General features: G+C 69.4%; 24 protein-coding genes. 15 read left to right on the top strand and 9 right to left on the bottom strand.

Going from position 1 to position 24,179, the window contains the following annotated elements; all coding sequences use genetic code 11:
* Positions 1–100: 100 nt before the first annotated feature.
* On the top strand, positions 101–1,147 hold the full coding sequence (mgrA, locus tag ACFPP6_RS15820) for an L-glyceraldehyde 3-phosphate reductase (protein WP_382042020.1): 1,047 nt from the start codon (positions 101–103) through the stop codon (positions 1,145–1,147).
* Positions 1,148–1,475: 328 nt separating this feature from the next.
* Here mgrA and ACFPP6_RS15815 read toward each other — a convergent pair whose 3' ends face one another.
* From ACFPP6_RS15815 to ACFPP6_RS15805, 3 genes are all read right to left on the bottom strand, one after another.
* Positions 1,476–2,687, bottom strand: a complete 1,212-nt coding sequence (locus ACFPP6_RS15815; protein ID WP_382042017.1) for an MFS transporter — start codon at positions 2,685–2,687, stop codon at positions 1,476–1,478.
* Between the two features lie 169 nt (positions 2,688–2,856).
* Entirely contained in the window at positions 2,857–3,438 is a 582-nt protein-coding gene (locus ACFPP6_RS15810; RefSeq protein WP_382042014.1) for a TetR/AcrR family transcriptional regulator, read from the bottom strand.
* Positions 3,439–3,506: 68 nt separating this feature from the next.
* Entirely contained in the window at positions 3,507–4,409 is a 903-nt protein-coding gene (locus ACFPP6_RS15805) for a hypothetical protein (RefSeq protein ID WP_382042011.1), read from the bottom strand.
* Positions 4,410–4,526: 117 nt separating this feature from the next.
* Between ACFPP6_RS15805 and ACFPP6_RS15800 the strand changes: the two genes are divergently transcribed.
* Positions 4,527–4,889, top strand: coding sequence for a DUF192 domain-containing protein (locus ACFPP6_RS15800; RefSeq protein WP_382042008.1), 363 nt, complete (start codon positions 4,527–4,529; stop codon positions 4,887–4,889).
* On the opposite strand, the gene ACFPP6_RS15795 is transcribed toward ACFPP6_RS15800, so the two are convergent.
* The 6 genes from ACFPP6_RS15795 to ACFPP6_RS15770 all read right to left on the bottom strand — a co-directional run bounded on the left by ACFPP6_RS15795 (position 4,873) and on the right by ACFPP6_RS15770 (position 12,445).
* Positions 4,873–6,249, bottom strand: coding sequence for a hypothetical protein (locus tag ACFPP6_RS15795; protein ID WP_382042006.1), 1,377 nt, complete (start codon positions 6,247–6,249; stop codon positions 4,873–4,875). The genes ACFPP6_RS15800 and ACFPP6_RS15795 overlap by 17 nt on opposite strands.
* A gap of 104 nt (positions 6,250–6,353) precedes the next feature.
* Positions 6,354–7,133 (bottom strand): prepilin peptidase, encoded by a 780-nt coding sequence (locus ACFPP6_RS15790; RefSeq protein ID WP_382042003.1) that lies wholly within the window; start codon positions 7,131–7,133, stop codon positions 6,354–6,356.
* Positions 7,134–7,219: 86 nt separating this feature from the next.
* Positions 7,220–7,795 (bottom strand): hypothetical protein, encoded by a 576-nt coding sequence (locus ACFPP6_RS15785; protein WP_382042000.1) that lies wholly within the window; start codon positions 7,793–7,795, stop codon positions 7,220–7,222.
* Between the two features lie 46 nt (positions 7,796–7,841).
* Positions 7,842–9,716 (bottom strand): hypothetical protein, encoded by a 1,875-nt coding sequence (locus tag ACFPP6_RS15780; RefSeq protein ID WP_382041997.1) that lies wholly within the window; start codon positions 9,714–9,716, stop codon positions 7,842–7,844.
* 207 nt (positions 9,717–9,923) lie between these two features.
* Positions 9,924–10,508 carry a hypothetical protein gene (locus tag ACFPP6_RS15775; RefSeq protein WP_382041994.1) on the bottom strand — a complete coding sequence of 195 codons (585 nt, stop codon included), beginning with the start codon at positions 10,506–10,508 and terminating at the stop codon, positions 9,924–9,926.
* A 29-nt stretch (positions 10,509–10,537) separates the two neighbouring features.
* Positions 10,538–12,445, bottom strand: coding sequence for a Flp family type IVb pilin (locus ACFPP6_RS15770; protein ID WP_382041991.1), 1,908 nt, complete (start codon positions 12,443–12,445; stop codon positions 10,538–10,540).
* 232 nt (positions 12,446–12,677) lie between these two features.
* On the opposite strand from ACFPP6_RS15770, the gene ACFPP6_RS15765 reads away from it, so the two are divergent.
* The 13 genes from ACFPP6_RS15765 (at position 12,678) to ACFPP6_RS15705 (ending at position 24,128) form a co-directional block, all read left to right on the top strand.
* Positions 12,678–13,067 carry a DUF3592 domain-containing protein gene (locus tag ACFPP6_RS15765; RefSeq protein WP_382042584.1) on the top strand — a complete coding sequence of 130 codons (390 nt, stop codon included), beginning with the start codon at positions 12,678–12,680 and terminating at the stop codon, positions 13,065–13,067.
* A gap of 233 nt (positions 13,068–13,300) precedes the next feature.
* Positions 13,301–14,191, top strand: a complete 891-nt coding sequence (locus ACFPP6_RS15760) for a hypothetical protein (RefSeq protein ID WP_382041988.1) — start codon at positions 13,301–13,303, stop codon at positions 14,189–14,191.
* A 157-nt stretch (positions 14,192–14,348) separates the two neighbouring features.
* A complete protein-coding gene (cpaB, locus tag ACFPP6_RS15755) occupies positions 14,349–15,074 on the top strand; it encodes a Flp pilus assembly protein CpaB (protein WP_382041985.1) in 726 nt (241 codons plus the stop codon).
* Positions 15,075–15,082: 8 nt separating this feature from the next.
* The gene (locus ACFPP6_RS15750) at positions 15,083–16,417 is read left to right on the top strand and encodes a CpaE/TadZ family protein (protein WP_382041982.1); all 1,335 of its coding nucleotides are present in this window, start codon (positions 15,083–15,085) and stop codon (positions 16,415–16,417) included.
* A gap of 191 nt (positions 16,418–16,608) precedes the next feature.
* A complete protein-coding gene (locus ACFPP6_RS15745; protein ID WP_382041979.1) occupies positions 16,609–16,917 on the top strand; it encodes a hypothetical protein in 309 nt (102 codons plus the stop codon).
* Positions 16,918–16,920: 3 nt separating this feature from the next.
* Positions 16,921–17,292, top strand: coding sequence for a TadE family protein (locus ACFPP6_RS15740; protein WP_382041976.1), 372 nt, complete (start codon positions 16,921–16,923; stop codon positions 17,290–17,292).
* Positions 17,293–17,395: 103 nt separating this feature from the next.
* Positions 17,396–18,733, top strand: coding sequence for a CpaF family protein (locus ACFPP6_RS15735; protein WP_382041973.1), 1,338 nt, complete (start codon positions 17,396–17,398; stop codon positions 18,731–18,733).
* Between the two features lie 17 nt (positions 18,734–18,750).
* Positions 18,751–19,692: a type II secretion system F family protein gene (locus ACFPP6_RS15730; RefSeq protein WP_382041970.1), complete on the top strand. Its 942-nt coding sequence runs from the start codon at positions 18,751–18,753 to the stop codon at positions 19,690–19,692.
* A 31-nt stretch (positions 19,693–19,723) separates the two neighbouring features.
* Positions 19,724–20,593 (top strand): DUF5936 domain-containing protein, encoded by an 870-nt coding sequence (locus ACFPP6_RS15725; protein ID WP_058046007.1) that lies wholly within the window; start codon positions 19,724–19,726, stop codon positions 20,591–20,593.
* 9 nt (positions 20,594–20,602) lie between these two features.
* Positions 20,603–21,964, top strand: coding sequence for a sensor histidine kinase (locus ACFPP6_RS15720; protein ID WP_382041967.1), 1,362 nt, complete (start codon positions 20,603–20,605; stop codon positions 21,962–21,964).
* Positions 21,965–22,006: 42 nt separating this feature from the next.
* Entirely contained in the window at positions 22,007–22,894 is an 888-nt protein-coding gene (locus tag ACFPP6_RS15715; RefSeq protein WP_382041964.1) for a LuxR C-terminal-related transcriptional regulator, read from the top strand.
* A gap of 221 nt (positions 22,895–23,115) precedes the next feature.
* The gene (locus ACFPP6_RS15710; RefSeq protein WP_382041961.1) at positions 23,116–23,391 is read left to right on the top strand and encodes a Flp family type IVb pilin; all 276 of its coding nucleotides are present in this window, start codon (positions 23,116–23,118) and stop codon (positions 23,389–23,391) included.
* 11 nt (positions 23,392–23,402) lie between these two features.
* The gene (locus ACFPP6_RS15705) at positions 23,403–24,128 is read left to right on the top strand and encodes a pilus assembly protein TadG-related protein (RefSeq protein ID WP_382041958.1); all 726 of its coding nucleotides are present in this window, start codon (positions 23,403–23,405) and stop codon (positions 24,126–24,128) included.
* Positions 24,129–24,179: the final 51 nt, after the last annotated feature.

Genomic DNA, 24,179 nt, shown 5'->3' with positions numbered 1-24,179 from the left:
CCTCCAAGCCACAGCGGTCGCCCCGAGGGCGCCACATTACTGCCCGCGTGTCACGGGAACCCAACTCGGTCTGTCACAAGACCGTGATAGTCAGATGCACATGACCGATTCCACACATTCCGCTCACTATCGTGCGGCCGATTCCCGCTACGACGCCATGGAGTACCGGCGAACGGGCCGCAGCGGGCTGAAGCTGCCCGCCATCTCCCTCGGACTGTGGCACAACTTCGGTGACGACCGCAGCCTGGAGTCGCAGCGCGCCATTCTGCGCCGTGCCTTCGACCTCGGCGTCACGCACTTCGACCTGGCCAACAACTACGGCCCGCCGCCCGGCTCCGCCGAGCTGAACTTCGGCAAGATCTTCGCACAGGACTTCCGGCAGTACCGCGACGAGATCCTGATCTCCACGAAGGCCGGGTATCTCATGCATCCCGGCCCGTACGGCGAGTGGGGCTCGCGGAAATACCTGCTGTCCTCGCTGGACGCGTCGTTGCGCCGGATGGGTGTCGACTACGTCGACATCTTCTATTCGCACCGGTTCGACCCGGAAACCCCGCTGGAGGAGACGATGGGCGCGCTCGCGTCCGCCGTGCAGCAGGGCAAGGCGCTCTACGCGGGCGTGTCCTCGTACAGCGCGGAGCAGACCGCCGAGGCGGCGCGGCTGCTGCGCGCGATGGGCGTGCCGGCGCTGATCCACCAGCCGTCCTACTCGATGATCAACCGGTGGACGGAGGACGACGGCCTGCTCGACACCCTGGAGGCGGAGGGCATGGGCTGCATCGCGTTCGCGCCGCTCGCCCAGGGCCTGCTCACCGACAAGTACCTGCACGGCGTCCCGGAGGGCTCGCGCGCGTCGCAGGGCAAGTCGCTGGACCCGGGGCTGCTGACCGAGGACGTGGTGGGCCGGCTGCGCGGCCTGAACGCGATCGCCGGGCGGCGCGGGCAGTCGCTCGCCCAGCTGGCGCTCAGCTGGGTGCTGCGCGATCCGCGGATGACCTCGGCGCTGATCGGCGCGTCGAGCGTCGGCCAGCTGGAGGCCAATGTGGCCGCGCTGGGGGCGCCGAAGCTGACCGATGAGGAACTGGCGGAGATCGATTCCCTCGCGGTAAGCACCGAGGGCGTCAACATCTGGGCCCGGCGCGGCTGACCCGGAGCGGACCGGCCCGGACTGCACGCATCGTCACCGTGGGTGACGAGAGTGAAAGAAAACGGGCCGGTCCGTGGGGGGGATACGGACCGGCCCGAGGGGGGGTTTCCACCTTAACCGGTCTGAGGCCGTGCTCGTTGCACCGACAGGGGTGACGGCGCGCGGGATGCTGACACTGGGTGACCTTTTTGATCTTGAACAAGTAGGTACGGCCGGTGCGTTCGGAGGCGCGGGGGGCCCGTCAGCACTGGGCCTACAGCGTAGAACCAGCCATTCGGCGGACAGCTCCGGCCGGCGCTTGGGAACACTTCGATAACGTCCGGAAAAATCACGGCCGACTTGACGCCGCGACGGGCCCGGGCGCGTCGATGGGCCGTTCGGCGGCACCCTCCGCCCGGCGGGCGAGGCCCCGCCGCGGGAGATCGGGAACGAGGGTGAGGACCCCGACGGCGGCCATGGCGGCGCCGAGCCACAGCGGGGAGCGCAGGCCGTACGCGTCGATGGCCAGCCCGCCGAGCGACGAGCCGATGATGATCCCGAGGGTGATGAACGAGGAGTGGATGGAGTTGACCAGCGGGCCGGCGTTGCCGGCGCGCTGGACGCGGGTCACCATCGCCGGGTTCATGGTGACACCGACGAGGCCGACGCCCAGCAGGAAGACCACGGTGGGGGCGGGCAGGTGCGCGGTAAGGGCGAAGCCGGTGAGGAAGACCGCGTTGAGGACGAGGCCGCACAGCAGGACGCGGACGGGGTACCGGTCCGCGAGGCGCCCGACGACCCAGTTGCCGACGACGGTGGCGGCGCCGTAGGCGATGAGCAGCAGGGGGACGGAACCGGCGGAGAACCCGGTGACCTCGGTGAGGACGGGGTTGAAGTAGCTGAACGCCGAGAACGTCGCTCCGATCACGAAGGTGCTGGTCAGCAGCGCGAGCCAGAGCTTGCGGCGCTTGAAGACGGCCAGCTCCCGGCGGATGCCGCCGCCCCCGGCGGGGCGGTCCGTGTCGGGGATGCCGACGGCGGTGCAGAGCGCGGCGAACAGGGCGAGAGCGGAAATGGCCCAGAAGGCGGCGCGCCACCCGAAGTGCTCACCGACGAGGGTGGACAGCGGCAGGCCCAGCAGGGTGCCGAGCATCAGGCCGTTCATGGCGACGGCGACGGCGCGGCCGCGCACCTCCGGACGGGTCAGCTGGGCGCACAGGGACAGCGAGACGCCGAAGAAGGCCTGCGCGGCGACGCCCGTGACGATCCGCGCGGCCAGCATCGCGCCGTACGTGGTCGCGGTGGCGGCCAGGACGTTGCCGGCGAGGAAGACGGCGAACAGCGTCAGCAGGGCGGTCCTCGGCCGCAGCCGCATCACGGCGACGGTCAGGAACGGGCCGCCGGCGGCCATGGCGACGGCGAAGGCGGTGATGAGGTAGCCGATCTCCGGAACGGTGACTCCCAGCCCGTCGGCCATCTGCGGCATCAGTCCGGCGACGACGAATTCGCTGGTCACCATCGCGAAGATGCCCAGGGCTAGCAGGTAGACGGCGCGGGGCATGGTGGGGTGCTCCTTGGTTCTTGGTGGGGCGAGAGTTTTGGATTGCTCAGTACAAAATCAAGGCATGCGAAGGAGTGGAGAGAAGAAGGAGAGAGGAAAGAGAAAGGGGAGAGGAAGGAATGAAGGAAGCAGCGGAGACCGAGCCTCACTTCAGGAGGCGGTCACCCCGTCAAAGGGCGTCGACCGTGGTCCGCACGATCCCTTCGAGCGCCTCCCGCCCGACACCGGCCCGGGCGGAGACGCGCATGCCGCCGATGGCCGCGATCACGAAGTGCGCGAGGGCACCGGCGTCCTTGGCGCGGTCGATGTCACCGTCCCGCTGCCCGGCCTCGATGGCGGCCTTCAGCGCCTCGAACCGCCGCCGGTAGTCGCGCTCCAGCACGCCGGCCACCTCGGGGTCCCTGGACCCCAGCTCGATACAGGTGTTGACGACCAGACAGCCGCGCCGGTCCTCCGCGTGGAGCCCCTCCTCCTCGACGATGACGCCGAGGAGCGCCCGGATCTTCTCCTTCGCGGGCATCGCGCTCTCCAGCACCGCGTCGATGTTCCCGTTCTTGCGTTCCATATAACGGAGCAGGGCCCGCCGGAAGAGGTCGTGCTTGCTCTTGAAGGTGTTGTAGATGCTGCTGCGGCCCAGGCCGGTGGCGTCGCACAGATCCTGGGTCGAGGTCGCCTCGTACCCGGCGGCCCAGAACGCCTCCAACGCGGCGTCGACCGCCCGCTCCTCGTCGAACTTCCTCGGTCGGGCCATGCCGGGAACCGTAGCAGTTTTGGATCGACCATTCCAATAGTTGCTCGGGGGCATGCTCAGGGACGTGCTCAGGAGCGGAGGTCGTCGAGGGCCCGCCGGATGGTGCGGATCACGAGCCGGGGCCGGTGGAAGACGTCGTCCCGCGTGAAGCGGAGGACGCGGCGGACCTCCGGACAGCCGGCGAGCTCGTTGAAGCGCATGGTGTCGTTCTGGTGGGCGGCCCTCGTGCCGTGCCAGGCGAACCCCTCGATCTCGATGCCGAGCCCGGCCGCCCGGAAGAGGAAGTCCAGCCGGACCGTACGCCCGCGCGCCGTTGTGACCTCGGCCTGCGAATCCGGATGCAGCCCCGCCCGGCCCATCTCCAGGCGGGCCTTGGACTCGGCCGGGGAGCCGCTGGCCGGGTCGGTGAGCGCCGGCGCCTGCCGCGCCGCCCGGGTGCGCGGGCGGCGCGCCGACGCTTCGAGAGCCCGCGCGACGTCGTCGCGGCACACCAGGCCGTGGGCGAGCGCCGAGTCCGCGGCGATGACGGCCTCGTCGGCGGGCAGGGCCCGCAGCAGATCGGACAGGGTCCGTACGGCCGTGGTGACCCGGACACCGGAGACCACCGTCACCTCGGCCTCCGCCGGCGGGAGACGGTGGACGACGGCGTCCACCGCGCGCCTGCGCCCCACGCGGGAGGTGAACTCGGGCCTGCACGGCCGTATGAGCGCGACGCCGTGCGCGGCGGCGGCCGAACTGTGGCTCACGACCAGCTCCGGGCGGTTGAGCTGCAGGGCCCGTAACCGCAGCCTCAGATCGGCCTGCCGGCCGGGCTCCGCCCAGGCCCCGGCGTGCAGCCGCGTCCAGCCCGCACGACGCAGCGACCGGGCCGCTCCGCCACGGGACAGCCCGGCGGCCACGGCCTGGGAGGTCAGCACGAATCCGCCTTGCGCGACGGCGAGTTCGCGCAGGCGCGGGTGATCTGCCTTCACCCCCCAAGGACAGCGCATCTGCGCCCGTCCGGCGACCCCTGTGGACAACGCGGAGCGGACGCCGCAACCGGCGGAGTGATACAACGCTCGAACACGAAGCCGACGGAAGGACAGCGCATGGGCCGCTGGCAGGACGGCCGGGCGACGCTGCGCGTCGCCGACAGCACGACCGCCACGGAGCCGATCCCCCTGGAGATCGCCGCTTCGTACCGGGCGCGCACCCGCGGGCTCCTGGGCCGGGACGGCATCGACGGCGCCATCCTGCTGACGCCCGCCGGCAGCGTCCACACCTTCCGCATGCGGTTCGCCATCGACGTCGCATACCTGGACCGCCACTTCCGGGTCCTGGCGGTCCGCACGATGAAGCCCGGCCGCCTGGGCGCCCCCCGCCTGCGCTCCCGGCACGTGCTGGAGGCGGAGGCGGGCGCGATGGAGCGGTGGGGGCTGCGGGCCGGGGGGCGGGTCACCGTCGAGGCATGAGGCTGCCGGTCCGGACGCGATACCGGGCCGGGGAGCGGCGGACCGGCTGCCGAGCGGCCACCCACCACCCGCCGAGCCAGCACAGCAGGGCGCTCCCGGTGGAAACGCCCGCATAGCCGATGACGCGCAGGGCGTCCCGGCCCGCGCCGCTGTCGCCGGCCACGGCTTCGGGGTCGGCGGTGACGCCGAAGCCTGCCGCCACGGCGTCGCCGTCGTAGGCGGGTGCCGCCCTGGGCGTCCCGTCGACCGTGACGCGCAGGACGACCGGCACCGGGTGGCTCACGACTTCGCCGACCTTCGGGTGCAACCCCACCTGCAGGTAGTACCAGCCGGCTACGCGCATCGCGTTCGCCGGGTCCGACCGCCCGCGGAGGCGGTTCTCGTACGCGACCGGAGCGGTGCTCAGCGACACCGACTTCGGCATGCCCCGGTAGTCCTCGACGGACTCCCCCACGTAACCCCGCGCCGGATTGTTGAGCCCGACCCGTACGCCGCCGGGGGCGTGGAAGCCCGGAGGCGCGAAGGCCTTGGGGACGTCCGCGACCACGGAGAGCCGCTGGCCCCAGGAGACGGGGATCCGGTAGAAGCGGGTCTGGCCGGGGAGCAGGTCGTCCTTCCAGACGCCGTTGCCCACGGCCGGGGCGTCATTGAAGCCCGTGCCGCCGGTGACCCGGCCCGGGCTCCTGCCCGTGACCGGTGACGAGGCCGATGACGGGTCCTGTGACCAGGCCGATGGCGGGCCCTGTGACGGGGCCGGTGACGGGGCCGGGTTCCACTTGCCGGTCCCGGACGTGACGGCCAGGGTCCCTTCCTTGAGCCCTGGTTCCGTCATGTACTTGATCTCGGTCGGGTAAGTGTCCCCGGCCTGCCCGGTCCGTTCCACGACCACGTGATAGCGGCCTGCGTGCCCGCACCCGCCCGGATCCGGCCGTGCCCTGCGGACCGCGTAGTCGGCCAGGGGGCGGCCGCTGTCCGCGTCGCGGAACTTCGCTTCGCCGAAGCCGCATTCCTGCCCGTCCTCCCGCCGCAGCGCCACGCGGATGCCGTCCTCGGGGCCGACGGCGGCGCCGGGGGCGGGCGCCCCGACCACCGAAACGTAGGCATCCGATCTCGCGTCCAGGTCCACGGCGTAGAACTTCTTCCCCCCGGGGCCGATCGTGTCCGTGTACGTACCCGGTCGCAGCAGCGGCCCTTGCGCGGCGGACGCGGAGCCGCTGACCTCCTTCGCGCTCGCCGCCGGTCTGTAGGCCGACGAGCCACCGGCTTCCGCGGCTCCTGCCGGCCTTCCCTGCCCGAGCGGAAGCACGCAGAGCGCCGCCGCGGTCGCGAGGGCAGTCCTGTGCCTGCGCCGGTACCGCATCACACGCCTCCCCGGCATCGCGAATTCGGCCCGGCCCCATCCTGCACGTGCCGGTGTCATCCGCGCAGGGATTCCGCAGGGCTGCGCGGCCGCGTTCCCCCGCCTCAGGCAGAAACGCTCGCGGCCCCCAGGAGCATCCCGAGGAAGGCGCCGATCAGCATGAACGGCCCGAAGGGCATGGCCGACTTCCGGCCCGCGCGCCTCAGCACCATCAGCCCGATGCCGTAGGCCGCTCCCAGCGAGATCCCCAGGAAGAAGCCGACGAACAGCACGGCCCAGCCGTACCAGCCCAGGACGGCGCCCACGACGAGCGCCAGCTTCACGTCTCCGAAGCCCATGCCGTTGGGGTGGATCAGGAAGAGGACGAAGTACACGCCGGCGAGAGCGAGCGCACCGGTGACGGCTCCGGTCCAGGAGCCGCCGTGACCGGGGACCAGGCTCGCCGCACCGAGCAGCACCACGGCCGCACCCGCCAAGGGAAGCGTCAGGATGTCCGGCAAGCGGTGCACGGTGGCGTCGACCACCGCCAGCACGGCCGCGATCGGCGCGAGCAGCAGCCACACCACCAGCTCCGGCCGCGGCCCGACCGCCGCGGCGAGGGCGGCGCACACCAGCGCGCAGATCAGGGGCGCCGCGACGACTGCGGGCCCGTAGGCAGGGCAGCGCTCGGAGGCCTCCGGTCCGGTGTCCGGTCCGGCGCCTGATGCGGCGCAACGCGCCGGGCCGAGCCATCCCCCTGCCACACCGGTGATCGCGTGCCCGGCCGGGCACGCCGCCCGCCACGGCTCTTCGGGCTCCACGGCGAACCGGTAGGCGGCGCGGGGGACCAGGAATCCGCTCAGGGCGCCGAAGACGGCGGCGAGGAGGATGGCAGACAGATACACGTCACGACCCTACGGACCGGGTGGGGGCGGCGTCATGGGCCCGGGGGCCCAACGGAGCGTGGGTGACCGGTCTCCCGGTCTCGCGGTCACCCGGTCACGCGGACCGATTCGACGATCTTGCTGATGTCGGCGTCGGACAGCTTCCCCTTCACGGCGTTGATCCGCACCAGGAAGGCCTCGTCCTTCTTGTCCATGCCGACGATGTCCACGCCGGTCATCCGCGTCCCCTTGGAGGGCGTGTTCTGCTGGCCGGTGGACGTGAATTCGTAATCGACGCGCCGGGCGTCGTCCGTCCCCCGGACGTCGATCTTCTTCTGTCCGCCGAGAGTCGACCCCAGCTGGACGCTGGCCTCGGCTCCGATGGCCGCCATCTCGGCCGACGTGGCCGTGGTGAAGTTGATCTGCACACCGACCTTTCCCACCGTTTTGCCCCCCTCCGTGAGGGCGGCCGCGGCCGCGGTGTGAGAACCCCGGTCGGCGGCGCCGAGCTCGGTGAACCCCGGCGGGTAGGAGACGGTGAGCCGCTGGGCGTCCAGCGCCTTCCACCCTTCGGCAGCGGAGGAGCCCGCTTCCTTCTCGCTCCCGCAGCCGGCGATCAGCACCGCCGCCAGCGCTCCGGCCCCGACGCCCTTGAGGGTGCGCAGCACACGCTTCACGTCCATTCCCTTCTCATCTCCCGATCCCGTCGGTCACGCCGCGCCCCACCGGTCACTTCGCGCAGTAGCTGTACGGTACGTATCCGCGCTTCCCGTCCGCAGGCGCACCGAGGAACTTGGCTTCGTCCAGCTTCTGATCGCTGTGCTCCGTGGACACCTTGAAGCCCAGGCTGAGTCCGAGCGTCAGGTCGAAGCCGTACTCCGCGGCGCTCGACTCGCCGGTGTAGTGCATCTTGCTGGACATGCCCTTGTCGAAGAGGAGCCGACCGAAGGGGTCGTCGTCACCGGGCCTGGTCGTCGGCGCGTGGTCGCCGAACATGTAGGTGAACGGCGCGGTGTTGTCCCCGGATCCGTCCAGCCACTTCTCGGCGGTGGCCCGGTCGGCGTCCCCCTTGTCCCCCTCGGCGAACACGATCGAGTTGGTGACGAGGTCGACGTCGCTCGTCTTGGAGCTGCCGCCGGCCTTGGCGCCGCCGCCCTTCTTGTCGTCCCCGTCCTTCCCGTTGTCCTTGGAGCCGCTCGCCTTGCCGCCGTCGTTGCCCTTCCTGTCGATCGTCTGGGTCATGTCGATGCGGGTGAGCTTCCCGGTCTTCTTGTCCCGGGTGACGGTCATGGTCCCGGTACGGGCGACCGTCCCTTCGGAGGAGCCGCTGAGGCCACCGGCCTCGACACCCGTCTTGCCGCCGTACTCCATGCCCGCGGAGTACGTGTAGGCCTTGGTCCCGTTGATGTCGTTGTTCGTGAAGGTGACCTCGGGCGAGAACTTGAACTTTCCGCCCAGCTGCGCGGAGAGCTTCTTCTCGTCCGCGGCGGAGATCTTCAGGCCGGCTTCGGCCGTGCCCTCCAGGCCGATCTTGCCGTAGCCGATGTGCCGGTCCCCGAGCTTCTTCTCGATCTTCTCCCGCTCCTTGGCGTACTTGTACGCCGCGTACGGGTTGCCGCCGCCCATTCCGCCGTACTTCGTGGTGGTCTCCCAGGTCTTCATCACCTCGATGTCCTTGCGGAACTTCTCGGCCTGCTCGGGGCTGTCGAAGGCCCACGTATCGCCGTTGGTGACCTTGACGCCGGCGCCCAGCTCGACCTTGTCGGTGCCCAGCTTGCCGACCTTGAGACCCGGCTTCCACTCCCCCGCGGCGCCGACCGAAGCGGCGTCGGTGAAGGTCAGATAGACCTTCTGGTCCTTGCCGTCGACCTTGCCGTCCCCGTTGACGTCGGTCTTCGCCTTGAAGACCTGCTGCTGGAAGCCGTACTCGTTCCCCCACTTGAACCAGGCGATCTTGGCTTCGCTGCCCGCGGTGTCCGACACGGTGGTGATGTTGCACAGCGGAGGTTCGAAATCGGCATCCTTCTTGCCGTCCGCCTGCGACTGCCCGTCTCCCCCACAGCCGCCCCCGAACGCCCGGCAGAGCTTCTCCTTGATCTGCCCGCCGATCGACCGGCCGGCACCGGTGGCCAGCAGCCCGGCGATCACCGCGACGACGACCACCAGCATGCCGATGTAGTCCACGGCCGTCTGCCCGAGGTCGTCCCACGGGCGCCGGGAACGACCGCCCCCTCGCCCTTCCCACAGCCGGTCCAGGAGCAGGGCGCACATGGCGCCGAAGACCAAGGAGGCCGCCGCCATCCACACGGCCTCGGCGACGACGATGTCCCAGCTGCCGAACAGGTTCCTCAGCGTGACCGCCGTCGGAACGGCGAGCGCGGCGAGGAGGTGGAGCGGAAGCGAGTGGCGGTACGGCTCCTTGTGCAACCGCGCCGCGGCCAGCCCGGCCAGGACGATGACCACCGTGCCGGGCACGTGGAGCAGCGCCATGCGCCAGCCGAACGACTCCAGCCGCTCCGGCGTTGCGAGGGCGTCCACGACGACGACGCCCAACAGGTATCCGGCGCCGAACGTCACCACGAGGCCGGCGGCCCAGGAACGCATCAACGAGAAGAGAAACCCGAGCCGGGGCTCGGGCGGATCGCCGTGGAAACGATTCGCCCTTCTACGCCCCCAGTTGACACCAGCCCCGTCCATGCCTCGCGCCCCTCCCTCGCGTGATCACGTGAGGGGGAAGCTAACGGCCTTACGGGGGCGGGGTCTTGGGCCCTGGGGCCCATTCGGAACCTCAGGGCCCCGGCGGTCAGCCGGTCAGCCGGTCACCCTGACGGACTCGACGATCTTGTCTACGTCGGAGGGAGAGACGGCCCCTTGCTTCCTGATGATGCGCACCAGGAACGGCCTGTCCTCGGCGTCCATGCCGACAACATCGGTGCCGTCGACGGTGGTTCCTTCGGGAGGGGAGTGGTCCAGGCCGTTCGAGGCTTGGGGGTTGTAGTCGATGCGGCGGGCCTCGACGCCACCCGGCCTGATGTCCTTGGACTTCTTGAACTCGCCGCCCAGGACGTAGGTGGCTGTGGCTCCTCCCACAGCCAGTTCGAGGTCACCGGCCGCCATGAACGAAGGCCGGACGGCGATCCAACCGACGACAGTGCCATCCTTGCTCAGCGTCGCACTGGTGGTGTTCTTCTTCCTCTCCTGCCCCGGAGGAACGGGCTTCCACCCCTCCGGGTAGGACACCTTCACCTGCCGCGCGTCCAGGGTCCCCCAGCCTTCCGGCGTCTTCGGGCTGCTCTCGCCGCTGCATCCGGTGAGCATGCTGCCGGCGAGGGCGATCGCCCCCATCGCGACGACCGCACGACGGCTGCACGGCTTCGGTGGCGTGGTGATGACCATGGCAACTCGCTCTCGTCCGGCTCACTCGTTCACTTGGCACAGAGGCCGAAGGGTACATAGTTGCGCGTGCCGTCCTCCCGCGGGGCGCCGAGGAACTCGGCATCACCGATCCGCTGGACCTCCTTGGAGAACGTGGCCTTGTACCCGAAATCCCCGACGCCGAGGTTGACATCAAATCCGAATTCGGCGGCATTGGTCACGCCGGCGTAGTCGGCTCTACTTGAGACGCCCTTTTTGTACATCAGGTACTCGAACGTACCCTCGTCCTTCGGCTGGCTGGTCGGCGCTTCGTTGGAAAAGATGGATTCGATGGGATGCAGCTTGCCGCCGTGCTTGCCACTCAGCCAGTCATTCGCGGTTTTGCGATCCCTCTTCGTGATCGCCTGCAGAACCGGGTCGGTCGAGTGATCATCAAACTTGATCATATTTGTGACCACATGGGCCTGGGTGGCCTCGTCCGACTTGCTCGCGCTGCCCTTGCCCTTCGGCTTCTTCTTGGTGTCGGGATCCTCTTCACCCGACTTGCTGGCATCGCCGCTCGCCTTGCTGCTGCCCTTGGTCTGGCTGGTGTGAGTGATGATAATGGACATGAGCGTGCCGTCAGGGGCCCGATTGACCGTTACCGTCGCCGCGCGCTTTCCGCCCTTCTCGCCCTTCATGCCGAGCCCCACGCCACCCAGCTCGGCACTTTCAGCGTCCTCGAGCTCGTAGGAGTAGGTCCTGCCCACAAGGTTGTTGATGCTGTCGTGGGTGACGGTTACAGAAGGCGAAACCTTCAGCTTTTTACCCAGCTTCCCCGAGAACTTCTTGGCCTCGTCGGGGGAAAACTCAAGAGCTCCACTCGCAGAAGCCTCCGCGGCGACCGTGCCGTAGGAGATCTTCTTACCGTCAACGACCTCGCTGATCTCGCGTTTGACCTTGAGAAAACGTTTGAGGGCGGCACTGCTCGCGGCAGGAGACTCGTGCGCCGACCCGCCCATAGCATGCCCCTTGGCGGCCGCGTACTCGTTCAACTTCCCCATGAAGTCATCCCGCTCCTTGGCGGAGCCGAATTCAAACGTGTCACCGCTGGTCACTTTGATGCCGCCCTCGAGCTCCAGCTTGGCCGGCTGCTCGTCGAACTTCCCGGCTTCCATGCCGAATTTGGGCTTCCATCCCACGCCGACCTTACCGGCCTCGGAAAAGGTGATGCGGAACCTCGGGACGGTCTTATACTTCCCGTCCTCGCCCTTCACCTTCTTGGTGAAGTCCTGCTTCTGGAATCCGTACTCGCTGCCGATCTTGAACCAGCCGAGCTTCACCTCGTGCCCCCCGACGTCCGAGACATTCAAGGTGTTGCACAGACCTGGCTCCCAGGCAGCATCATTATTGTGCTGCTTCGCAGCGACTTCGCCCGTCGTACCCGTGGAGCAGGATCCTCCGAAGGCCTGGCAGATCTTCGCCTTGATCTCGTCCGCAATGGATTTCCCGAGATTCGTAGCGGCCAGAGCGACCATGATCGCCACAACCACCGCGAGCATGCCGATGTATTCCACGGCCGTTGCTCCGGAGTCGCCCCAGTTGTAGTGGACGTGACTCCCACGTGTACCGCCGAGGAAGACAGTGACGGCTCCTGTGCCGCCACCGGCAATCGCCGTTCCCGCAATCACGCCGACCGCTTCGGCATTCCAGAAGCCCCACCCGGAGAAGAGGATTTCGGCGCAGGCCAGTACGGGTGCCCCCAGAGCGGCGAGCAGGGTGAGCGGCAAAGAACCCCTGTACGCCCCGGGAAGGATGCGGGCCGCCACCCACCCGGCCAGGGTGTTGCAGAGGAGGTTGGGGGCCCAGACGAGCATGAGCCGCCATGCCAGAGAGGACAGCCGTTCATCCGTCAGAAGCGCGCCAAGCCGGGCGAATTCGAGTGCATAGCCGACGCCGTAGAGCACGAGAAAGCCCACGGCCCACGAACGGATCAGAGGGAAGAAGGGGCCGGTACGCCGTGGGTCCGGCGCGCCGTACGGGTGATTTGCCCCTCCTGCACCAAATCCGCCACCTATGCCGCCCATGCCCGCGTGCCCTCTATTCCTGATCACTTCCAGCCCACGCTAGCCTGCACGAACTGCCTGGTCATGGGCCCACGGACCCACGCCGGGCCCAAAGTTCGTTTCGCGACGGGGGCAGACCTTGACGGTGATCACGGCGGCCGGGCTGATCGGCCTGGGGGCGCTGCCGGCGTACTTCCTGCACCGGCTGCTGACGGTCTTCAAGGTGATGCGGTACGGCCTCAAGGCCGAGGCGGAGTGCGTGGAGGTGCAGGTGTCCTCGGGACGGGAGGACACCAGCTATCACCACGTCTTCGAGTTCGACGCCGCCGACGGCCGGCGCATCCGGTTTTCCGAGGACGTGTCGCAGGGCATCCAGCGCGGCTACCGCACGGTCGTCCACTACCACCCCGCCAACCCGGAGCGCACGGCCACGATCGCAAGCAGGGAAGACCTCGCGCCCATCCTCCTCCCCGCCTTCGGCCTGCTGGTCACGGGCTTTCTCTGGATTGCATTCCTCCCGGCGGCGTTCAGCTGACTTCGGCTCCAGCGGCTCCAGCGGCGCAGCCGGACCGTCCCGCGCCCCCGACCCCGGAGGAACTATGTCCCACATTGCCCCTGGTTGAGGCGCTCCAAGTGCCCTGCCGGGGCCCCGGGATGGTGTTCTCCGGACTCCCGTGACGCGGATAAAGTGCTGCTGCAGTTGTACGGGGGAGAATGATTTGCGGGCGCCTGCAGTACGGGGCGTCCGGAGGGGACAGGTAATCAGACGTGGCAACCGCGATAGCAGTTACCAGCGCTGACCTGGTACTGGCGCCGCTTGACGGGCGGACGCCGTCCGCGGCGGTGCTCCAGCCTCCGGGCGAGCAGTCGCTGGACGATGCTCTCGCCGGCATGCAGGCGCTGGTGGAGCAGTGCGGTCATGTGATCGTGCTCTACCCTTCGTCCCTCGCCGTGCCGCACGAGCGACGGCTCCAGACGATCCGTTCGGTTCTGGAGAACGGCAGGATCGCGCTGGTGCGCGTGGATCTGCCGCCCCTGGCACTGGCCGTGCTCGCGCGGCAGCTGCGTCAGATCTCCGTCTTCGACTTCGGTGCCGGCGTCGTCGGATCGGCGGCGCTGCTGTTCTCGCACTACCTGTACGCCGGCGCCCTGCTGAACTCCGTGGCCAAGCTCGACCACGTACCTGTCGGGCTCAAGTCCCATGCGAAGTCCTGGCTCCCGGGTTCACAGTTCGGCGTCCTGGCGAGCCCCACGCCGCAGCTGATCAAAATCGGCACCGACGGCGCCACCCTCGCCGGGCCGAAGTTCGGCACCTACCTGACCGTCGCTCAGGGACGGATCCCCTCGGACTGGGTCACTTCGACCCTCGCGCCCGCCTGGGCCGTCCAGGCCCTCCACCAGGCGGAGTTGCCCCAGGAGTCCCTCCGCTGGTGGGGAACGGGCAAACTGGTCGAGTTCGTCGCGGCGATCGGGGATACTTCGGTGCTCGCCCAGCTCGTCGCCTCCGTGAAGCGACAGCCGTGCCCGTGGTGCGGGCTGGAGCTCATCGGCGAGCGCTGCGTGTTCTGCTCCGCGTCTCTCCCGCCTCACGCGAACCAACAGTCGCGCAGCGGCGTCGTTAGTCCCGAAGCCGGACTGCAGGGGCAGTCCGCCGAGTGACCCGCAGAGGGCGCACCCCGGCCGCACGCCGCCGCGCGGCCGAGCCGGCGCGCACTCGTCGCACTCCTCCCGAGCACGAAGCGAGTACAGAGCAAGGCCCAGCGCGTCCCGCAGCGCTGCTCACCGAATCCACCCTTGAACGAGGTAGTCCGCAACCATGAACTCACGCCAGCGCCGCGGCATCATGCTGCTCCTCCTTTCTGTTGTGTGCGCCTTCGCCGCATTCATCGGTGTTCTCTCGGTGATCAACGACGTCGACTCCAAGGTGGGACCCGAGGTCACGGCGTACGAGCTGGCGGCGGACGTCCCCGCGTACCGGGCGCTGGAGGCCGGAGACTTCAAGCAGGTCTCGCTCCCCAAGCGGTGGCTGCCCAGCACGGCAGTGACCAATCTGGACGAGGTCACGGGCAAGATAGCGGTCAATCCGCTCAAGGCGGGCTCCCTCCTGCAGTCCGACATGATCGCCGACCGGCCCGCGCTGAAGCCGGGGCAGCAGGAGATCGCGATCATGATCGACGCCGTCACGGGTGTCGCAGGAAAGATCACCCCTGGTGCCACCGTAAACATCTACGCGACGTTCGCATCTGCGACCGGCAAGGGAGAGGGCGCCGAGAGCGCCGCCCAGCCCCGTTCCAAAGTCATCGTCACCAACGCCAAGGTGATCGACGTCGGGAAGCTCACCCCGCTGGCCCCCAAGCAGGGCGAGTCGCAGTCCGGCGGCTCTGCCGTGCCGATCACCTTCGCGCTCGAGACCCTCGACGCCCAGCGCATCGCCTACGCCGAGTCCTTCGCCTCCCACGTCCGTCTCGCGCTCGTCGCACCGGGCAGTGACACGACCATCCCGCCGAACCAGCGGGACTACACCCTGAACGGCGACAAGTGAGGTAACGGATGGCCACAAGAATCCTCCCGGCCGTCGGTGACGCGGACGCCGCCCGCTCGGTGACGGCGTTGCTGAGCCAGCTCCCGGACACCGAGCCCGCCCAGCCGGCGGCCAGCTCCACCCAGCTCATCGACACCCTCACGCAGCTCGCCCACGACTCGATGGCCGACCTTCCCGAGGTCGTGCTCGTCCACGAGCGGATCGGGCCGGTCCCCGCCCTGGAGCTCGTACGCGAGGTGGCGCTGCGGTTCCCGGCGGTCGGGGTCATCCTGATCACGGCGGACACCAGCCCCGCGCTGATCTCCGCCGCCATGGACGCGGGTGCGCGCGGCCTGGTCGGCCTGCCCCTGTCGTACGACGAGCTCGTGGCGCGGGTCCGGGCGACGGGCAACTGGGCCGTCGGCGTGCGCAAGCACCTGACCGCCGAGGTCGGGGCCCCCAGCGGCCCCGGCGGCACGGTGGTCACGGTCTCCGGCGCCAAGGGCGGCGTGGGGACGTCGGTCATCAGCATCCAGATGGCGCTCGCCGCCAGGGCGGCCGGCCGCAGCGTCGCCCTGGTGGACATGGACCTGCAGAACGGGGACCTCGCCTCGTACCTCGACGTGCAGTTCCGGAGGTCCGTCGCCGACCTCGCCGACATCCACGACATCACGCCGCGCGTCCTCCAGGACGTCGTCTTCAACCACGAGACGGGCATGGGCCTGCTGCTCGCCCCGGCTGACGGAGAGCGGGCCGAGGAGGTCAGCGAGCGGACGGCCCGTCAGCTCGTCAGCGCGCTCCGCGGCCGCTACCAGGTCGTGGTCATCGACTGCGGCTCCCAGATGACCGGCGCCAACACCGCGGCCATCGAGGTCGCGGACGTCGCCGCACTCGTCCTCACTCCGGACGTCGTCGCCGTACGAGCGGCCAAGCGCATGGTGCGGATGTGGGAGCGGCTCCAGGTCCGCAAGGCGGAGGAGACCATCACCGTCGTCAACCGCGCCGTGCGCAACACCGAGATCCAGCCGCCGCTGATCGAGCGCATCGTCGGCACACGGATCGCCCGCACCGCCGTCCCCGCCCACTTCAAGGACCTGCAGCCCGTGGTGGACGCGGGCCGGATGCAGGACCTCGACAGCCGGAGCGTGGTCAAGCAGGCGATGTGGGGGCTGGCCGGCGAGCTGGGTCTGGTGCGCAGTGCCGCACAGCACGCGGCCGGCAGGAAGGGGCGTGCGAGGTACCGCAGCGACCGGGGGGCCGTGGGCTTCCGCCGGCGCCGCGGAGACGGGCACCCCGGAGACCCCGACGGCGGTGGCATAGCTCCGGACTCCGCGACCGGCGAGCCGGACGGGACCGGGCGATGAGGACCCGGCCGGCGCGGCTGCGCGCCCCCGCGGGCCGCGGTCCTGCGCAGGGTGACTCTGCGCCGGGTGACCCTGCGAAGGGTGACCCTGCGCCGGGTGGCCCTGCGAAGGGTGGCCCTGCGAAGGGTGACAACGGTGACCGGGGACAGGTCTCGGTCGAGTTCCTGGGCATCCTGCCGCTGATCCTCCTGGTGCTGATCCTGCTCTGGGAGTGCGTGCTGGCCGGCTACACGTACACGCAGGCGGGGCACGCGGCCGACCAGGGGGCCCACAGGGGAGCCACGGCGGCCGAAGGGACACGCGAGGCGGCCTGCCGGAACGGAGCGAGGAACAGTCTCGGCGCCTCCTGGCAGGACTCGGCCGGCATCCGGTGCGGCGACGCCCACGGCAGCAGCCTCTACGAGGCCGAGGTCGAGCTGGAGGTGCCCGTGCTCTTCCCTGGCCTCGCGAGCTTCCCCGTCCCGATCAGGGGCAGGGCGGCCGTGGCGAAGGAAGGATGAGGCATGGCGAAACGCGCCGGTCGCGGTGACCGGGGACAGGCGGCGGTCGAGTTCATCGGCATGCTTCCGGTGCTGATCCTGATCGGCCTGGCCGTGATCCAGACGGGCATCGCGATGTACGCGATGGAGCAGGCGGGCACGGCGGCGCGCGCCGCGGCGCGTACGGCCGGCCGCTCCGGCATGGAGAACGGGTGCCGGCGGGCGGGCGAGGCCGCCATCAGCGGCTGGGTGGCGAAGAGGACCGAGATCCGTTGCCGGATCGGAGTCGACGAGGCCACCGTATCCGCGGAAGTGTCCATTCCGTCGATCATCGGGTTCGACCTGGGCAGCACCACCAAGACCGTCACGATGCCCCGCGACATGGCGCGCCCGTGAGCCGCGTCGACCCTCCCGTGAGCCGCACCGACTCTCCCGTAAGCCGCACCGACCCTCCCGTGATCTGCCCTCAGCCGGGCACAAGACAGAAGGAGCCCCGAATATGAGCCTGAGGGCGCGCATCAACGCACCCGAGGCAGGCGGCACGCAGCACGAGGAGAACCATCTCGTCGCGGTCTACCGCGCCAAGCTGCTCGAGGAGATCGACCTCGCGGAGATGTCCTCGCTCGCGACCGCCGAGCGCAGGGCCCGGCTGGAGCGCGTCCTCGGCCACATCATCAGCCGGGAAGGGCCGGTTCTCTCCACCCACGAGCGCTCGCAGCTCATCCGCCGGGTGGTGGACGAGGCGCTCGGCCTGGGCATCCTGGAGCCGCTCCTCGAGGACGCCTCCATCACCGAGATCATGGTGAACGGGCCGGACCAGATCTTCGTGGAGCGCGCGGGCCGCGTCGAGCAGCTGCCGCTCCGCTTCGCCTCGGGCGAGCAGCTGATGCAGACCATCGAGCGCATCGTCTCCACGGTCAACCGCCGCGTGGACGAGTCCAACCCGATGGTGGACGCCCGCCTGCCCTCCGGCGAACGCGTCAACGTGATCATCCCGCCGCTGGCGCTGTCGGGCGCGACGCTGACCATCCGCCGGTTCCCCCGCGCCTACACCCTGCGCGAGATGATCGGTCTGGGCTCCCTGGACGAGCAGATGCTGGCCCTGCTCTCCGCGCTGGTCCGCGCCAAGTTCAACGTCATCGTCTCCGGGGCCACCGGCTCCGGGAAGACGACCCTGCTCAACGCCCTGTCCGGGCTCATCCCGGAGAACGAGCGCATCATCACCATCGAGGATTCGGCGGAGCTGAGGCTCCAGCAGAACCACGTCATCACTCTGGAGTCCCGGCCTCCGAACGTCGAGGGCAAGGGCCAGATCACCATTCGCGACCTGGTCCGCAACTCGCTCCGCATGCGGCCCGACCGCATCATCGTCGGTGAGGTCCGCGGCGGCGAGACGCTCGACATGCTCCAGGCGATGTCCACCGGCCACGACGGCTCCCTGGCCACCGTCCACGCCAACAACGCCGAGGACGCCCTGATGCGTCTGCAGACGCTGGCCTCGATGTCCGAGGTCGAGATTCCCTTCGCGGCGCTGAAGGACCAGATCAACAGTGCCGTGGACGTCATCGTCCAGCTGAGCCGCAATGCCGACGGCTCGCGGAAGATCAGCGAGGTCGCCATCCTCGACTCCCGCGGCCGGGAGGACTACAAGCTCGTCACGGTGAGCCGGTTCACCGCCCGGCCGATGTCCGCGGACGGCGTCGTGTACGGCGATTTCGCCTACTTCCCGCTCCCGCGCCGGGTGGCCGACCGGCTCTACCTCAAGAACGAGCCCGTCCCGCCCGCCTTCGGGGTGGCCGAGTCCGCCGATCAGCTCGCCGCGCGAGAAGCCAAGTAGGAAGTCTGCCAACGGACATGGACAAGTTTGTGCTCTTGGCGATCGGCGCCACGCTGCTGTGCTGCGTGCTCGCGATCGTGGGCGTGCACGTGTACGCGACGGGCAGGGCCCAGCGCGAGGCGCTGGTCGACCGGCTCACCCAGCAGGGCCCGGAGGTACGGACCGGCGGCCGGCGCCCGGCCTTCCGCGGCATCGACCGCTGGATCCGCAAGACCTCGTTCGGCAAGAAGATCGAACTGCGGCTCGCCGCCACGGGTCTGCGCATCACCCCCGGGCAGTTCTTCGTCGGCATGATCGGCGCCACCGTCGGCATGTGGCTGATCGCCGGCATGCTCCTGGCTCCGTTCTTCGGCCCCATCGCGGCGATCGCCGGGCTCTGGGGAGCGTTCGCCTACCTCAACTGGCAGCGGCAGAAGCGCAACGAGAAGTTCATCAACCAGCTGCCCGAGCTCTCCCGCGTCGTCGCCAACGCCACCCAGGCCGGACTCGCCCTGCGCACCGCCCTCGCCATGGCCGCCGAAGAGCTCGAAAGCCCGGCCGGCGACGAGCTGGCCAGGGTCGCCGATCAGCTGGCCGTCGGCCACACCCTCGACGACGCGCTGGACGAACTCGCCAAGCGCCTGCCGTCCCGGGAACTGGTCGTCCTCGTCACGACCCTGGTCCTGTCCAACAAGGCGGGCGGTACGGTCGTCAGCTCGCTGCGCAGCCTCACCGTCACCCTGGAGGAGCGGAAGGAGACCCGCCGCGAGGTGCGCACCCAGCTCTCGCAGGTCACCGCGACTGCATACATCGTCCCCGGCATGGGGCTCGGCGCCCTGCTCATGATGGACCGCATCTGGCCGGGCGCCCTGGACAAAATCACTGGTTCGGTGATCGGGCAGGGCGCCATGATCGTGTCCATCGGCCTCTACGGGCTGGGCTTCTTCCTCGTCCGCCGCCTCGGCAAGATCGACGTCTGAGAGACCTGAGAGATCTGAGAGAAGCTGCACCATGGGACTCCTGCTCGCACTCGTCTTCGCCCTCTCCATCGTCGGGATCTTCTACGGCCTCCGGCTCTACCGCGCCGACGCCAAGCTGCCCGCGGACCTCGCCGTCGCCCTGGAGGTCGGCGCCACCCGGACCAACGCCGCCGGGTCCCTCATCGACCGCCTGGGCATGCGCTACGCGCCCATGGTGCTGCGCATGATGGGGCCCGAGCGGGTGAACAAGACCCGCCGCCGCATCGACATGGCCGGCAACCCCGGCGGCCTCACCATCGACCGGTACGCCGCACGCCGCTTCGTCTACGGCGTCACGGGCGGGATCGGCGGACTGGTCATGCTGGCCGGGGGGAAGGTGTTGCTGGCGATCGTGATGTTCGCCTTCGGCGCCGTGTGGGTGGAGGTCGGTCTCTGGTCGGCCGTCCGCGCCCGTAAGGAGGCCATCGAGCGCACCCTTCCGGACTTCCTCGACGTGCTCGCCGTCGTCGTCTCCGCGGGCCTCGGCTTCCGGCAGGCCCTCGACCGTACGGCCGAGAAGTACGAGGGCCCGTGGTCCGACGAGCTCCGCATCACCCTGCGCCAGATGGACATGGGCGTCAGCCGCCGCCAGGCCTTCGACGAGCTGCGCAAGCGCAACGACTCCGAGCAGGTCGCGATGTTCGTCACCGCGCTGCAGCAGGGCGAGGAGCTCGGCTCGCCGATCGTCGACACGCTGATGGCCATCGCCAACGACATGCGGCGCGCGGACGCACAGAACGCACGGCGCAAGGCTGCCAAGGCCGTGCCCAAGGCCACCACCATCGTCACGATGATCATGGTCCCTGCCACGATGATCCTCATTGGCACGGGCATGTTCTTCGGCTCGGGCTTGCTGGGGTAGGGGGGGAAAGTGACCACGGCGTACCACTCGCGCCCGCGACCACCGGCCGCGGTCGTCTCCGGCGGTGCCTCCGAGCCCGAGGAGCTCGCGTCCAGCGAGCCGGCACTCAGGATTCAGCTGTCCGCGCTGCAGGCGCTGTGCAGACAGGTCTTCGGCTTCCGGTTGGCAATGATTGCGCTGGCAGCCCCTTTCTCCTTGTACGGGGTGCGACGCGGCTGGCCTACCTGGCTGGTCGGCTCCGCGATCCTCTTCACCTTCATGGGCTCGTACATCCTGATCCGCGACTGGGAGCGCTTCGGCCCACTGCTGCTCAAGCACCCGGCGCTGCTCGGCCTGGACACCGTCTTCGGCGCACTCATGCTCTTCACCGCGACGCCGGAGAGCCCGCTGGCCTACGTGACCATCTGCACTCCTCTGCTCGCCGGGCTCGTATACGGCTGGCGAGGGGCGGGCATCTTCGCGTCGCTCACGCTGCTGATCGTCGGTCTCGCCTACGTGGGAGACCGCCGCGTCGAGCTGAGCATGGACGGAGCCGCGCTGCTGCCCGGGGTGTGCATCCTCGCGGGCGCGGTCGGCGTAACGTTGCGGCGCTTGGTCCTGCGCTTCGGCGCAGCCAGTAAAGCCCTGACCGATACCCGATCCCGGCTCGCCGTCACCGAGGCCGTGCAGAGCGAACGCGCCCGCCTGGCCCGGGAGATGCACGACTCGGTCGCCAAGACCCTGCACGGGCTCGCGCTCGCGGCCGACGGACTGGCCCACTCCGCCGACCGCATGGACCCGAAGCGGCTCAAGGAGCAGGCCGAGCTGGTGAGCCGCTCGGCGCGGCGAGCGGCGGCGGAGTCCCGGGAACTGCTGTCGGACCTGAGGCGCGAATCGGGCCTGGACGGCGGCGTGGATGTCACCGTCGAGCTCTCCGCCCGCGTCGCCGACTTCGCACACCGGTCCGGGCTGAGCGCCTCGTGCCGCCCGGTCGGCAACGCGGCCGTCCCCGTGGTTCCCCACGCCGTTGCGCGGCACCTTCTGACCATCGTGTCCGAGGCGATGGAGAACGCCCACCGTCATGCCGGCCCCTCGAAGGTGGACGTCTCCGTGGGCGTGGTCAAGGGAGCCCTGCGGATCAGTATCCGCGACGACGGCCGCGGCCTGCCTCCCGGCACGACCCTGGAGGAGCTCAAGCGGAGCGGGCATTTCGGTCTGGTCGGGATGGTGGAGCGGGCGGCACGGATCGGCGCCCGGATCCGCATCGGCAAGGGGAGCGCCGAGGAGGGCACGGAGGTGCGTCTGGAGTTCCCACTCGCGGCTCTGGGCCCAACGCCTGTTGCAGTGGGCCCTCCGGTGCCCGGCCGCACCGACCGGTCGGCAGCCCGCTAGTCCCCCGTCGATTTCCACCCCTCATCGAGAGGAGGGCACACCGTGCAGAACCGGCAGTCGCACAGACCGGCGCAGCCGCCGTATCCCCACGTCCCGCCGTCACTTCCGCAGCAGCAGCCGTCGCCTCCTGCGGCCCCCGCAGCACCGCAGGATCCCCGGAACCTCTTCGCGGCCGCCACGGCTCCTCAGCCCGCTCCGCTCCGCGTCGTCGTCGCGGACGACAACCCGGTCGTACGGGCGGGACTCACCGCCCTCCTGTCCGGCCGCCAGGACATCGAGGTCGTGGCGGAGGCGGGAAACGGACGTGAGGCGTACGACGCCGCCTACCGGCTCCGGCCGGACGTCGTCCTGCTGGACGTCCGGATGCCGGAGGTGGACGGCATCTCGGCGCTCCCGTACCTCGTGCAGCTGACGACCGTCCTGATGCTGACGTACAGCCAGGAAGCCGAGATCGTGCACGAGGCGCTGCGCCTGGGGGCCGGCGGCTACCTCGTCCACGGGGAGTTCACAGCCGACGAACTCGTCATGGCCATACGCAACATCAAGCAGGGCAGGGCGCACTTCACTGCCACGGCTTCCACGGCCCTGCTGGCCCATGTACGGCAAGCACCGGGGCAGGCGAGCGGCCGTCCGGAGCTACCGGACGGCTTGGGAAGGGGCGCTCCCAGCGCGGGGCACACCGCATCTCACTCCACTGCCCCCGCGCCCGAACCGGCCCGGTTCCCGCTGAGCCGGCGGGAGGAGGAGGTCATGGACCTCATCGCCGCAGGAATGACGAACGCCGAGATCGCGGCGACGTGCTTCATCAGCGAGAAGACGGTCAAGAACCACATCAACCGCATCTTCACCAAGTTGCAGACCGAGAACCGGAGTCAGGCCATCGCCCTCTGGCTCGGCACGGCGCGCGGGGGAGGAAAAGCGCATGGGTGACGAACAGACGCGGGTGAAGGGGGCCCACGTGAACGGGCGGGTGGCTGGTGCACGCCTTTGGGCCCGGGTTTGGGTCTTGGGACCCATGTTCAGACGTGGGGTTCCGGCGTACGTTTCTGCTGCCGTCGGGGAGGCCGGTCAGGTGGCGACCGGAGGCGCTGATGGAACCAGGACTTACGTAGCGGCCGGCATGACGCCAGCTGAGGCCGGAGGGGAAGAGCATGAACGACAAGCTGCTGAAGGCGACCGTCGACACCAAAGTGCACGTGGTGGAGTGGCGGGACAACGTCATCGACCGGATGTTCCGTCGCGAGCGGTCCAAGGGTCAGACCGCGGTGGAGTACATCGGCATGATCGTCGTCGTGGTGGCGATCCTGGCTGCCATCGTCGGCTTCACGGACATCGGCACCAGCATCAAGAAGAAGATCATGAGCGCAATCGACGGGACCGACAAGATCGGCAAGGAGCCCAAGAAGCCGGAGGAAACCAACAAGTAGCTCCGATTCGATTGACTGCGCGGCCGCATCGCGAGGCAGGGCAGGCTCTCCCCATCTACATCACGGTGGTGGCGGGCTTGCTCTTCCTCGCGTTCGCCTATGTCGCGGTCGGTCAGGCCGCCGTGTCCCGCAACGGCGCACAGTCTGCGGCCGACGCTGCGGCACTGGCGGCCGCACGGGATGCCCGGGAGCAACTCCGCGCGGGCCTGCTCGCTTCCCTCAGCGATCCAGCAACCTGGCACCGCGCACTCAACGGCAGAAACGACTTCACCGAGAGGGCTTGCGCGGCGGCGAGGCGCTTCGCAGAAAGCAATGAAGCCGAGATGGGCAACGGTCCAGATGGCTGCCGACCGCTCAGCGACGGGCGTACGGGCTTCACCGTCAGTCTGCAGTCCAAGAAGTCCATCGGGGGCTCCGTCGTCCCCGGTACGGAGAAACGGCACATGAAGGCGACCGCCACCGCGGTCATCGTGCCGCGGGTGTGCGCGCTGCGACCAGTGGAAGATCCCGGAGTCACCGGCGCACCCGAGGCCGGCCGGACGCCGAAGCCGCGAACAAGCAAAGACCCGGGTCCGAGCGGGACGCCGGCTCCGGGAACGAGCAAGGAGCCGGAGCCGAAGCCACTGCGACTCCACTGCTCCGATGGCCGCACCTGGGACATCGACCCCAAGAACCCCGGCGAGCCGAGGAACCTCCCTGGAGTTACAGACCTGTTCTCCGTCAGACTTGCCGACTGATACATGCGCGCCGGTTTGCGAACGACAACCAGAGGACGATGAGTGATGAGC

Origin of the sequence: Streptomyces aureoversilis (assembly GCF_042657885.1) — a bacterium.
Classification (GTDB): Bacteria; Actinomycetota; Actinomycetes; order Streptomycetales; family Streptomycetaceae; genus Streptomyces; species Streptomyces aureoversilis.
The sequence above is the reverse complement of the archived record's forward strand: the minus strand, read 5'-3'. Positions and strand labels throughout refer to the sequence as shown.